Source organism: Aldersonia sp. NBC_00410 (assembly GCF_026342035.1).
Lineage (GTDB): Bacteria > Actinomycetota > Actinomycetes > Mycobacteriales > Mycobacteriaceae > Aldersonia.
Genome location: NZ_JAPENM010000005.1, coordinates 101,092 through 113,462, shown reverse-complemented (window position 1 = coordinate 113,462; position 12,371 = coordinate 101,092). Strand labels below are relative to the sequence as shown.

The window sequence follows — 12,371 nt, the reverse complement described above, 5'->3', positions numbered from 1 at the left end:
GGTGAGCGCCGCGGAAGCTCATTGCGCCAACCAAACACGTGCCCGTACCCAGGCGTAACGATCCATCAAGGGACAGTTCGGGTTTCACGGGGTGACGAATCTCGGCGGGCGGCCTCGGTACCCCGCGCCATCTGAAATTCGATCTCGACGCCGTCGATGCTGTGCACCTCACCGGTCTGCCTCACCTCGACGGCCGGGACCAGCAGGCCGGCTTCGCCGACGGAGGTCGTCGGCCCGAGTCCGGCACCGGCCTGCCCCTGCGGACCGCGCCGTACATGTAACCGGCCCGGCGCGACATCGCCGTATCCGCATAGACGTTCTCGGCAACCGCGTGTCCGAGAACCCCTCCGGGGCGAGGATCGAGACGCTGCCCTACTCGACGTCGGGCCGCCGACGTGACGCCGAAGACACCACCGAAGTGACCACGCGACTGCGCGTGTAGATGACGGAAACCACGGTTCGATTGCCGCGATGCTGCCGGTACGTTCCGAGGACCGCCTGTTCAACGGCGGTTCGCGAGCAACGCCCGCAGGGCACTTCCGTCGTGTTGGACCGGGGTCAGGTCGGCGCGCTGGGCGATGCAGCGCTGCGCGTCGGCAAGCACGAGGTCGAGTTCGTTCCCGATGGAGGCGCGTCGTCCGTCGGCATCGGCTGCGAGTGCATTCGTTGCGGTGGTGAGCATTTCGATCAACGCCTGCGCAATCGTCGGTTCCGATGCGCCGAAGCGCCTGATCTGTCCACACGCCAAATCCAGATAGCTGGCAAAATCCCGCGCCGGAATGGTGACACTCGCGGCGGCGCTGGGCCGGATGACGGCCGGCCCCAAGGGGTGCGGTGCCAGCGCGGCGAGGACGGTCGAGAGGTGGTCGATCGCCTGCACCGCCGTGTACGGGTCGTTGACGGCGGGTGAAAGGGCCTTCGCCGCGATATCGACGAGTTGGCGCAGGCCGAAAGCGGCGTCCTGTTCCATCGTCCGTTCGAAACCGATTCGGACGCACTCGGCCACCGGTCCCGTGCACCGTTCGGAATCGACCGACGTGTCCGTACCGGTCCACACCCAGGCCAGTGGCGCACCGGCGACGATATGCTGGCCGACCCGCCTGGTGTACAGCACATGCACCGAATGCGTCTCGGCATACCGAACCGCCGACTCGGGATACAGCGTCTGCAGATATCCCGATTTCGGGGCCGGAACCGCGACCGCACCGGCCGACGGGGACGCGCCGCCGTCGTCATCACCCCCCGGCAATCGCGCATCGATGACAGCGACCGTGTGCTGCTCGATCTGACGCATGATCTCGTCGACCTGCATCGCATGCGAAATGTGGTGCACCTCGTAGACCAGGGCGCCGAGCGTGAGGAACAACAACGCAATCGCGCCCGACACGGCAGCACGGGGAAACCCTGCGCTGCGATCGCCCTCGTAAACGCCAACTGTGTACAGGCCCGCAGCGGAATAGGCGAATGTCGCAACGAAAACGCTCAGCACGACTTGGTTCGGCCGGTCGCGCAGGAAATTCCGCACGATCCGCGGCGAGTACTGGGTCGAGGACAGCTGCAGGGCGACCACGGTCAGCCCCAGCATCAAAGCAATCACCGTGATCGTTGTTCCGGCGATGCCGATCAGCAGGGTGCGGGCATCGTCCGCGGTGCCCTGGAAAACGAGCCAGTGGAATCTCGACGACTCCGAGATGGTCACCCGAGACAGGCCCGATCCGAGCGCGATCGCCAACACCACCGCCACCGACGGCCACACCCACAACGCTCCGCTGAGGTACTCCCGGAAGCGTTCGCCACGTCGGCGGTTCACATTCCCTCCTCCGGTCGCAGGTGGCGGTCGTCATTGCGCAGCACGAACCCGAGCGACGCACCCCCACACCGCGCCGAATGGATGACGAATCGCACTGCGCGCGAGGTCAATCCATCCCAATGATGCCGCGCCTCGGCCGAGCGGATCGGGATTCCGGCCGCGAAGACTACGGCTGCCACGAGCGTCTGCGAACGCGCCCACGAAACCGGATTCACCGGCAACAACAGCAACCTCCGACCCGCTCTCATCGCGTCGTACCGCCGTGATCGATGCTGATCATCGCCGCTCCTCGGTCGCCGCACGCCCGATGGATGAACCATACCGACGGTACAAACCCCGGCGGGGCGTAACGTCAACCAAAATGGATGGCGTCGGAATGTCGGGCGCACCATGAGCGACGGCTGCGGCGGTCTCCTCACTCCGATTCCGGCGACGCCGATGGCAGCGAAGAACTCCGGAATGCCGTGACCGCGGCTGCGACGGTGGAATAGATGTGGCTGTTGTCGAAATCGGCCAACGTGCCATATTTCTCGAGGGTGGCCAGCAGGTCGGGATCGGCCTGGGCGAGGGCAAAAACGCGACCATCGGCATGCAGGGCTCGAATGAGCCGGGCGATCGTGATGCCGGCGGAGTAGTCGATATCGTTGAGGGACGAACAGTCGAGCACTAACCATCGGACGTCGGTCGGCGCCGCCGACAGCAGTCCGTCGAGTTGATCGGAAAACCGGCTCGCGTTGGCGAAGAAAAGCTGGGCATCGAAGCGGAAAACCAGCAGCCCGGGCAGGCTCTGGCGCCCGGGTTCGGCTCTGACGTAGGTCATCCCGCCACCGCTGTCCGTGCCGACCAAGAAGTCTTTCGGCGCGTACGCGCGGCGGACGATCTCGATGATCGACAGCACGATGGCAAGGATGATGCCCGCTTCGACACCGATCGCGAAGACAACGACTGCCGTGATCACGGCGATGGCGAACTCGCTGACCCGGGCGGCCCGAATCCGCCGCAGTCCCCCGAGGTCGATCAGCCCGATACCGATCAGGAACACGATCGAGGCCAGCACCGCCTTGGGCATGTCGGTGAGCAGCCCCGTCAAGAACAGAACCACGACGAGCGCGATCAGCGACATCGTCATGTTGGCGACCTGAGTACGTCCCTTCTGCTCGTCGAGGATCTGCGTCTTGGTCGGGCTGCCGTTCACCGCGAAGGTACCGGTCAGCCCAGCGGCGAAGTTGGCACCGCTCAGGCCGACGATGTCACGGTTCACGTCGACGGTTTGGCTGTGTTTCATCGCGAAGCTGCGCGAAGTGGCCGCGCTCTGGGCGATGATCAGAACGAAGCACGAGAACGCGATGCCGAGCACCTTCGGGATATCGCTCCACGTGAGCCCATCCGGCAGACCGATCGGTGGAAAGCCGCTCTCGACGGCCCCTACCACCGCGACGCCGTGCCCGGACGCGTTCAGCATGTTCGACAGGATGATCGACACGATCACGGCTACCACGGCGCCCGGAACCTTCGGCAGGAAGCGCTCGAACCCCACGATGATGATCAACGTCCCCGCGGCGAAGGCGAGCGTCCAGCCATTGGCGTCGAGTGCGTGCGTGATGGTCGACCACTGCTGCTCGAACCAGTTGCCGGAGCCCTTCGCAATTCCGAGCATGTCGGGGATCTGACCCGCTAGGACCTGAATACCGACGCCGGTCAGAAACCCGACGAGCACGGATGCGCTGAGGAAGTCGCCCAAGAAGCCGAGTTTCAGCAGTCTCGCCAACACGAGCAGGCCACCGCAGACCAGCGCGACCAAGCTGGTCCACGCCAGCCATTCTGCCGAATTCGGCTGCAGCCCTGCGATTCCTATGCCCGCAAGGCCGGCGGCAAGAATGGCGGCGGTTGCGGAATCCGCACCCACGACGAGCAGTCGGGACGAGCCGAGCAGCGCGAAGACCAGGGTCGGGAAGATGATGGTGTACAGGCCGGTGACGACCGGAGTCTGGGCAATCGACGTGTAGCCCATCGTCTCCGGGATCGCGACAGCCGCCAATGTCACGCCGGCGACGACGTCGGTGCGCAACCAACCGGCCTGGTAACCCTGCAGCGACCGAGGCAGCACACGAGCGAGTACGGCCATGGACGCCCCCTCCGATTGGGTTGTGGCAGTGATCGTATCGGACCTGCGGGTTCTTGGGCGCAGCCAAACTGCGCGGCCTTCTTGGGCATTCGCTGGGGACGGTCCGGCCGGCGTGTACGGCCGCTGTCGCGGCGTACCCGGCAATACCCGAACAGAAGGCAACATCGGCTCCCGGATGTCCAACGAACGCTCCGGTTCACCCGGCCGGTATGAGGACACGGCATCCCGATACGGCGCACAATGGAAATTTCGGTACTCCGCGGAAACTTCTCCGAGAGGGACGTGCAGATGAGTGCGACGGAAGCTTCCGATTCCACGGTCGCGCCGACGGACCCGCCGGGCCGCCGACGTCCCTCGTCACCTTGGGGGCTTTCGAGCGGCTTGCGGCGCGATTCGCCTACATCGGTGGCGGTTTCGGTGAACTCGAGACGTTCGCTGAGTGCCCCAGTGGCCGAACTGTCATGACCAACCACAACAGCACAGGCGGCATACTGTGACCGCCGAGGTAGCCGAATCGCTGTTCTGGATCGTGCTGGCCGCCGCCTGTGCACCGCTGATCGCCGCCGCAGTACCCCGACGACTCGTACCCGAAGTCGTGCTGTTGCTGATCGCCGGCATCATCATCGGACCGTTCGGTCTCGACATTGCCTCGATCACACCTGAGATCGACATGCTCCAGGAACTCGGCCTCGGTCTACTCTTCCTGCTCGCCGGATACGAACTCGACCAACGCGAACTGGTCGGTCCCGGCGGTCGGCGCGCCTTTCTCACCTGGCTGTGTTGCCTCGGACTTGCCTTCGCAGTGACGTTCGGTCTCGCGCAGGTGATCACAATCAGGGCAGAAGTCGCGACCGCAATCGCCGTGACTTCGACCGCGCTGGGCACCTTGCTGCCGATTCTGACCGAGCGAGGGTTATTGGAGACGCGGATGGGCCAAACCATCCTCAACCACGGCGCCATCGGCGAACTCTGCCCGGTCGTGGCAATGGCGATTCTCCTCGGGGCGCGCGGCGCGGCAGGCTCCCTGCTGGTACTGGCCTTGTTCGCACTCGCCGCGATTGTCGTCGCCATCGTGCCGCGCCGGATCGGCCGTCCCGAATCGCGCGCCATGGCGACGATCCGCAGGGGCACCGACACCACAGCGCAGACCCAGGTGCGCCTGACGATATTGCTGCTCGTCGGCCTGATCGCACTCGCCGCGGCATTCGAACTCGACATCATCATCGCGGCGTTCGCCGCCGGCTTCATCCTGCGCAGGCTCATGCCCGGAGGAGACGAGAACCTGGAGACAAAGCTCGGCGGATTGGCGTTCGGACTGCTCGTCCCGGTCTTCTTCGTCACGTCGGGAATGAACATCGATGTCGAAGCCGTCGTCGGTCGTCCCGGGCTGCTGATCCTTGCGGTCGTCGTACTACTGCTCGTGCGCGGCGTGCCAGTGTTCGTCGCGACCCGGTTCGAACGCAACGACGACGGTGAGCGGGCCTTCGACCGACGCGAGCGCGGCCAGATCGCGCTCTACGCCACCACCGGACTCCCACTTATCGTCGCGGTCACCACTGTCGCGGTCGACGCCGGACCGATGACCCCTGGCAATGCGTCCGTCCTTGTCACCGCCGGTGTGCTTACCGTCCTATTTCTGCCGCTCTCCGCGCTCCTGCTCGGTCGCGGCGAGATCGAGCGTCCGGTCCCCCGCGACGAAATGATCCGACGAAGGACGCCACCGGCGTCCTGACTCCTGGATCTGTCCGGGGACCGGCAGCGCCGAGCACCCCATCCGCCACGGCATTCGAGCACCTGACTCTTGACGTGCGGATACTCACCGGTAGCTTGTTCGTGGTGACCGTAACCCCCGCCACACCAGCGACCTCTTCCGGCACCTCCGGAATCGAATCCCGCGTCGGCCATTACTACGCAATGGACGACACGTACGTGGTCGGGCGAGAGAAAGTGCGCGAATACGCGCGCGCTGTGCAGGATCACCACCCCGCGCACAAGGATCAAGAGGCCGCCGTCGCACTGGGCTATTCGGACCTGGTGGCGCCGCTGACATTCACCTCGATCCCGGCGATGGCGGCCAACCGTCACCTGTTCGAGTCGGTGATCAGCGGCTACGACACCTACGTGCAGACCGAACAGGTCTTCGAGCAGCACCGCCCGATCGTCGTCGGCGACCACCTCGGAACCGATGTGGAGCTTTCGAAGGTCCGACGAATTGCGGGCAGGGATCTGATCACCGTGACCAACACCTTCACCGACGCCGCGGGCGAGACCGTGCACACGATGCACACCACAGTCGCGGGTGTGACCGCCGATGAGGTCGATCCGGCGATCACCCAGGCCGTCCAGAACGTCATGATGCACGATGTCAACATCCTCGGGCGGGACGGCGCCGACGGTGGCTATACCAGGCCTGTGCGACCCGCGGGAGACATCCGCATCGCAAACGACACGGGCCGAGCACCGGGTACCCGGTCGTTCGACGACCTGACGGTCGGCGATGTGCTCCCCACACAAAACGCGCGGCTTTCCCGCGGAGATCTGGTGAACTATGCAGGCGTAGCCGGCGACGTCAACCCCATCCACTGGAATGAGGAGATTGCCCGGCTTGCCGGATTGCCGAACGTGATCGCGCACGGCATGCTCACCATGGGCCTTGGCGCCGGATTCGTGTCGTCCTGGTCGGGCGATCCGGGTGCGGTGACCCGCTATGCGGTGCGGCTCTCGCAGCCGGCGATCGTCTCGGCAGCCGAGGGCGGCGACATCGAGTACAGCGGCCGGATCAAATCGCTGGATCCGGAGAGTCGCAGCGGCGTCATCATCGTTGTCGCCAAATCGGGTAGTCGCAAGATTTTCGGCCTCGCCACCATGACCATCCGCTTTACCTGAGGGCCTGCCGGCTTCTTTCGCAGCAGATGACCAACTCCGCCGACGGCGGCGTCATCACTTCTTGGGCGGTGCAAGGAATTTCATCGCTACGCGCTGGGCCGACTCGGGGATCCGGTCCTTCGCCGACATCGCGAATTCGCCTGCCCTCGTCCGCATCGGCGTTCCGCGGGCGAACGTTCGATTGAAGACCGTGCCCTCGGTCGGCTGCTCGAAGTGCAGCGGCGAGCCGCCGTCCGCTGCCCCGAGCGCACGGCCGATAACCATCCGCTGAATTTCGCTCGTACCCTCGAAGATCGTGTACAGCTTGGCATCCCGATACCACTTCTCGATCGGATGATCGCTGATGTAGCCCCAGCCGCCGAGGGTCTGCAGCGCCCGCTCGGTGGTTTTCACCGCCACCTCCGAGGCGGCCAGTTTCGCCATCGATCCCTCGCCGTGCAGGAACTCGACACCAGCCGCGGCCATCCAGGACGCGCGCCAGGTGAGCAGCCGTGCCGCATCGATCTCCGTGGCGAGCTCCGCAAGTGGAAACGAGATGCCCTGGTTGTCGATGATCGGCCCACCGAAAGCCTCACGGCGGTTGGCGTACTCGGTGGCGTATTCGAGTGCGGCGCGAGCGATGCCGAGCGCTTGCGCAGCGACCATGGGGCGAGTCTGCTCGAAGGTGCCGAGGGTGGCCGAGCGCTTGCGCGGTGCTCCCTCCGCGACCTGCTCCTGGACCTCGCGGGCCTTGCGCATACGGCGCTGTAGCTTGTCGTCGCCACCGAGCAGATGGTCGGCGGGCACGCGCACCGCATGAAATTTCAACTCCGCGGTGTGCGATGCGCGGCACCCCAACTTGTCGAGCTTGCGGACGAGTTCGATGCCGTCTGCGTCGCCGGGCACCACGAACAACGCCTGCCCGCGATGCCCGATATCCGGATCGACAGTGGCGTTGACGACATGCACGTTCGCGATGCCCCCGTTGCCGATCCACATCTTGTGCCCCTCGATCACCCACTCGTCGCCATCGCGGGTCGCCGTCGTTCGAAGGTTGCGGACGTCGCTACCACCCTCGGGTTCGGAAATGCACAAGGCCGCGAGCTTGAGGTTGCCCGGCTCGCCGAAGCACTCCGGCGCCCAGCGCAGCATCTGCTCGGGCGTCGCCGCTTGACCGATCGAGGACAGGGCAAGCGCCGGCATCACGATCGCGAGGCCAATCCCCGCGCAACCCCAGAACAACTCCTCCATGAAAAGGGGAAGCGACAAACCAGTCGGGTCGCCGATCAGATCGCGGTAGAACAGGGGCGCGTAGAACCCCTCCTGCGCGGCTTGCTCGAGCACTGCCCACGGAAACTCCTGATTTCGGTCGTGTTCGGCCGCCACCGGCCGGATCACGTCCTCCGCAAAAGCGTGAGTCCGCTCGACGAGATCCCGTTGTGCCGGAGTGAGCGCAAGGCTGAAAGTCATCGCCGTCCCTCGTTGCCGCATTGCCGACGCCGACAACGTAGCATCCGCGCAGGCGGCGGGAACCCGTTTCAACGATCTCGAAGTATGGGACGTTAGTTCCACTATCCGAAAGGTCGTGTTTGGGACCGCAAGGCCGCTCAGACGACCTGCGCCGGCTCGTACGCCCCGATGGCGGCGACCTTCGCCGCCGACGCGGACGCCGGGTCGAACCGGTAGCCGAGCCATTCGGACACCAGCCGGCGAGCCAGCTCGATGCCGACAACCCGCTGGCCGAGGCAGAGCACCTGGGCGTCGTTGCTGAGGATCGACCGCTCGACCGAGAAGCTGTCATGTGCCGTCACGGCGCGGATACCCGGGACCTTGTTGGCGCTGATCGCCACGCCGAGTCCGGTGCCGCAGAACAGCAATGCGCGATCGGCCGAGCCGTCGGCGACCATCCGCGCCGCCGCTACCGCGACGTGCGGATAGGCAGTGTTCTCGTCCGGTCCTACGCCGACGTCGACCACCGCGGCGACCCGCGAGTCCCGCTCGAGGTCGATCCGCAAGGCGTCCTTGTACTGCACGCCGGCGTCGTCGCTGCCGATCACTATCCGCAGTTGTTCGCTCATTGTCCGTTGCTCCGTTCGGAGTCGAGTAGGTCGGCGACGGTGGCCAAGCACATCGCCAGCGATATGGCACCCGCATCCGGGGTGCCGATGCTCTTTTCGGCCAGCGGTCTGGCGCGACCGATCTTGGGGCGCAGTTCCGCGGTGGCAGCGGCAGCTTTTAGCGCGACCTCTACACTCGCCAACCACGCTGTACGCCAGTCGGTTCCACTCGCCACGGCCGCTTCAACCGCCGCGACGAATGGCGCGAGCGCGTCGAGCATGGTCTTGTCGCCAGGCTGGGCACCCCCGAGGTCCGCGAGCGCGTCGTACCCGGCGCGCAGGGCCGCCGCCAGCGTGGCGTCGTCGGGCCAGCCCTGGTTGCCCAGCGTGCGGCCGATCGCGCCCAGCGCCGTACCCCAGAGCACACCGGATGTGCCGCCGGCCTTCGCTGCCCACGTCTCGCCGGCCGCGGCCAGCACGCTCTCGAGCCCCCCGCCCCTCGATACGGCGATTCGAGCGGTTGCTGCAGCGGTGCTCGATCCCTTGACCATGCCCCGCCCGTGATCGCCATCGCCGGCGACGGCGTCGATCCGCCCGAGTTCGGCCTCTGCCACCACCATGCGGTCGGCGATTGCGCTGATCGCCGCAGCAGCGAATCGCCCTCCAGCGCGGGATGACTCGTCTGCATCGGCAACGACGCAATCCGCGACAGACCCGGCGTCGCTGCTGTCGCGACGCTGCCCAGCGGCAGCGGCCGGGCGACCCTTGCGATAGGCCGGACTGTCCGCAGGTGCGGTCCACAGCCGCTCGAGTTCGTCGTCGAGCCACGTAAGAGTCAGCGAGCAGCCCGCCATGTCGAGGCTCGTCACGAGCTCGCCGACCTCCGGCTCGACCACCGTGTAGCCCGCTTCGGCCAGCAACTCGGCGACCGACTTCCAGACGACGAACAGCTCCTCGTATTTGGTGCGCCCAAGCCCGTTCAGGATTACCGCAACTCGGCCACTCGCACCCGCCGGCCGTTCGGCGAGTACACCGCGCACCAGGACCTCGGCGAGTTCGGCAGCAGACGGCAACGAATGGCTCGACACGCCCGGCTCGCCGTGAATGCCCAGCCCGAGAGCCATTGTCGCCTCCTCGACGGTGAACAGCGCCCGGTCCGCGCCGGGCATCGTGCATCCGTCGAAGGCGACACCGAGCGTGCGGGTGGCGTTGTTCGCCGCCCGGGCCACGCGTTGCACGCCGTCGAGGTCGTAGCCTTCCTCGGCGGCGGCACTCGCACATCGAAACACGCTGAAATCGCCGGCGATGCCACGGCGTTTCGCGATGTCTTGCGCCGCAGCGCTGGCGATATCGTCGGTGACTGCGAGGTAGCGGGCATCGATGGATTCGGCACGCAGTTGTTGCACCGCAAGCCCGAAGTTCATCACATCACCGGCGTAGTTGCCGGTGATCAGCAGTACCCCGGCATCGCCGTGCGCGGCCCGTGCGACCGAGGTGGCCTCCTGGGCCGACGGTGAGGTGAAGATGTTGCCCACCACGGCGCCGTCGGCGAATCCATGCCCGACGACACCGCAGAATGCGGGGTAGTGGCCGGAGCCGCCACCGACGACCACCGCGACCTTGCCACTGCGGGTGCGGGTGGACCGGACGACGCCGCCGGGCACGCCGACGACATAGCCGGAGTTGGCGTCGAGGAATCCGGCGAGCATGTCTTCGGTGAAGGTCGCGGGATCGTTGAACAGTCGAGTCATGGTCAACCTCAGGAAGATCGGTGCTACTGCGGTCGCCCGTCAGTGCAGGTGGCTGCCGCCGTTGATGTCGAAGGTCGCGCCGGTGAGATAGGCGGCGTCCTCGCCGGACAGGAAAGTGATGACCGCCGCGACCTCTTCGGTGGTCGCCGTGCGGCCGACCGGAATCGAGGCAGCAAGCGCGGCCTCGGTCTCCTCGGTCGCGCCGACGCGAATGTTGGTGTCCACCGCGCCCGGGGTCACGGCGTTGACAGTGACGCCACTGTCGCCCAACTCGCGGGCAAGAGCCTTGGTGAAGCCGAGAATGGCGGCCTTCGCCGAGGAGTAGGGCACCTTGCCGAACACGCCGCCGCCGCGTTGCGCGGACACCGAGGACATGTTGACGATGCGGCCCCAGCCGGCGTCGATCATGGCCGGCAGAAATGCCTTGGTGACCAGGTAGGTACCGGTGGCGTTGACGGCCATCACCTTGTTCCAGAGCTCGAGCGTCGTGTCGAGGAAGGGCACCGGCGAGGTGATGCCGGCTATGTTGGCCAGCGCCCCGACAACGGGCAGATTGCCCGCGTCCACCTCGCCGGCGACGGCAGCTTGGGCGGCGGCGACGGATTCCTCGGTGGTGACGTCGATTTCGTAGCCGAAAGACGGTACCGAGAACTCGCTGCCGATTTCGGCCGCGACCTTGGCCGACTTCTCCCCGTCCAGATCGAGGATGACGATCGCCCAGCCTTCGCGGGCGTAGCGGCGGGCGACGGTCATGCCGATGCCCCGGTCGGAAGTGGCGCCGGTGACGATGGCGGTGCGCTGGATACTCATTGTGTTCTCCTGGATTGTCGTGTGCTGGTCAGATGAGGGCCGAAACGAGCTGTCCGGCTTGGCTTGCCGCGGTCGGTCGTTCCTCGTGGGTGACGTCGCGGGTTTCGAGTTCGAGTGAGTAGTGGCCGGTGTAACCGCGGTCGGCTAGAGCGGCGAGTCCGGCCCCGAAGTCGGTGTGGCCGTTGCCGATACTGAGGTTGATGTTGCCCGGTACCGCGTCCCGTAGGTGCACGTGTTCGAGGCGGTCGGCGAAGCGGGTGACGAAATCGACCGGATCGGCACCGGAGGCCACGATGTGGCTGAAGTCCATAACCACGCCGACCTGGCTACCCGCGAGTCGGTCGGTGAGCGCCTGCGCGCGGTCGATGTTCCAGCACAGCCGGAAGTAGTGCAGCGTCTCGGCCCAGAGCCCGACACCGCGCTCGCGAGCCCGCTCTGCGGCGTGTGCCAATTCACCGGCGACCCGGTCGAGGTCCGCGTCCTCGTCGCCGACCGGTGTCCGGTCCAGCGCACCACATGGCAGCACCAGCGCATCGGATCCGGTGGCCTCTGCAAGGGCGAGCAGCATGTCGAGGTGGTCCTCGCGTGCGGCGCGGGCAGTGCTGTTCAGCGGCAGGTTGAGATCCCCGATGTCTCCGTTGATGGAGCGCACGCGCAAACCGGACCGCGCGACCGCACCGCTCACTTGGGCGACCGCCGCTTCGTCGAGCACATGGGGGACGTGGTCGCAGACGCCGGGGAGCGCTCCGAGATCGATTTCGTTGAAACCGAGCCCCCGGATGGTCGCGAGCGCTTCATCGAGCGGTTGGTGACGGAAGCTGATCGTCGAGCAGCCCAGTCGGTTGTGAAACATGTCGTCCGTCTCTGCTGTCGTGAGTGTGACTGCCAGCACACTATCTCGGGTAACTGTTAACAGTCAACGGGTAGCCGTTAGCAATTCAGCTGTTGACAGT

General features: G+C 66.0%; 9 protein-coding genes and 1 pseudogene. 2 read left to right on the top strand and 8 right to left on the bottom strand.

All coding sequences use genetic code 11. The features are described 5' to 3' along the window. Window positions 1-110: 110 nt before the first annotated feature. From OG921_RS13220 to OG921_RS13210, 3 genes and pseudogenes are all read right to left on the bottom strand, one after another. Window positions 111-483, bottom strand: a pseudogene (locus tag OG921_RS13220) (MBL fold metallo-hydrolase); the annotation flags it as partial. A gap of 19 nt (window positions 484-502) precedes the next feature. Further along, window positions 503-1,810: a DUF2254 domain-containing protein gene (locus OG921_RS13215; RefSeq protein WP_266112923.1), complete on the bottom strand. Its 1,308-nt coding sequence runs from the start codon at window positions 1,808-1,810 to the stop codon at window positions 503-505. A gap of 415 nt (window positions 1,811-2,225) precedes the next feature. After that, window positions 2,226-3,935, bottom strand: a complete 1,710-nt coding sequence (locus tag OG921_RS13210; RefSeq protein WP_266112922.1) for a SulP family inorganic anion transporter — start codon at window positions 3,933-3,935, stop codon at window positions 2,226-2,228. A 493-nt stretch (window positions 3,936-4,428) separates the two neighbouring features. Between OG921_RS13210 and OG921_RS13205 the strand changes: the two genes are divergently transcribed. Further along, window positions 4,429-5,667, top strand: coding sequence for a cation:proton antiporter (locus tag OG921_RS13205; RefSeq protein ID WP_266112921.1), 1,239 nt, complete (start codon window positions 4,429-4,431; stop codon window positions 5,665-5,667). Between the two features lie 104 nt (window positions 5,668-5,771). Next, window positions 5,772-6,821, top strand: a complete 1,050-nt coding sequence (locus OG921_RS13200) for a fused (3R)-hydroxyacyl-ACP dehydratase subunits HadA/HadB (protein ID WP_266112920.1) — start codon at window positions 5,772-5,774, stop codon at window positions 6,819-6,821. A gap of 54 nt (window positions 6,822-6,875) precedes the next feature. Here OG921_RS13200 and OG921_RS13195 read toward each other — a convergent pair whose 3' ends face one another. From OG921_RS13195 to OG921_RS13175, 5 genes are all read right to left on the bottom strand, one after another. Continuing rightward, window positions 6,876-8,270 carry an acyl-CoA dehydrogenase family protein gene (locus OG921_RS13195; RefSeq protein WP_266112919.1) on the bottom strand — a complete coding sequence of 465 codons (1,395 nt, stop codon included), beginning with the start codon at window positions 8,268-8,270 and terminating at the stop codon, window positions 6,876-6,878. Window positions 8,271-8,407: 137 nt separating this feature from the next. Continuing rightward, window positions 8,408-8,878 (bottom strand): ribose-5-phosphate isomerase, encoded by a 471-nt coding sequence (locus OG921_RS13190; RefSeq protein WP_266112918.1) that lies wholly within the window; start codon window positions 8,876-8,878, stop codon window positions 8,408-8,410. Beyond that, entirely contained in the window at window positions 8,875-10,608 is a 1,734-nt protein-coding gene (locus OG921_RS13185) for a dihydroxyacetone kinase family protein (protein WP_266112917.1), read from the bottom strand. The genes OG921_RS13190 and OG921_RS13185 overlap by 4 nt, the downstream gene beginning before the upstream one ends. Before the next feature lie 39 nt (window positions 10,609-10,647). Further along, on the bottom strand, window positions 10,648-11,418 hold the full coding sequence (locus OG921_RS13180; RefSeq protein ID WP_266112916.1) for an SDR family NAD(P)-dependent oxidoreductase: 771 nt from the start codon (window positions 11,416-11,418) through the stop codon (window positions 10,648-10,650). Window positions 11,419-11,446: 28 nt separating this feature from the next. After that, window positions 11,447-12,271, bottom strand: coding sequence for a sugar phosphate isomerase/epimerase (locus tag OG921_RS13175; protein WP_266113217.1), 825 nt, complete (start codon window positions 12,269-12,271; stop codon window positions 11,447-11,449). Window positions 12,272-12,371: the final 100 nt, after the last annotated feature.

What these genes read in the sequence shown, in the direction of transcription:
- OG921_RS13210 (WP_266112922.1), bottom strand. Translation starts at nt 3,935, where the DNA reads ATGGCCGTACTCGCTCGTGTGCTGCCTCGGTCGCTGCAGGGTTACCAG.
- OG921_RS13180 (WP_266112916.1), bottom strand. Translation starts at nt 11,418, where the DNA reads ATGAGTATCCAGCGCACCGCCATCGTCACCGGCGCCACTTCCGACCGG.
- OG921_RS13185 (WP_266112917.1), bottom strand. Translation starts at nt 10,608, where the DNA reads ATGACTCGACTGTTCAACGATCCCGCGACCTTCACCGAAGACATGCTC.
- OG921_RS13190 (WP_266112918.1), bottom strand. Translation starts at nt 8,878, where the DNA reads ATGAGCGAACAACTGCGGATAGTGATCGGCAGCGACGACGCCGGCGTG.
- OG921_RS13175 (WP_266113217.1), bottom strand. Translation starts at nt 12,271, where the DNA reads ATGTTTCACAACCGACTGGGCTGCTCGACGATCAGCTTCCGTCACCAA.
- OG921_RS13195 (WP_266112919.1), bottom strand. Translation starts at nt 8,270, where the DNA reads ATGACTTTCAGCCTTGCGCTCACTCCGGCACAACGGGATCTCGTCGAG.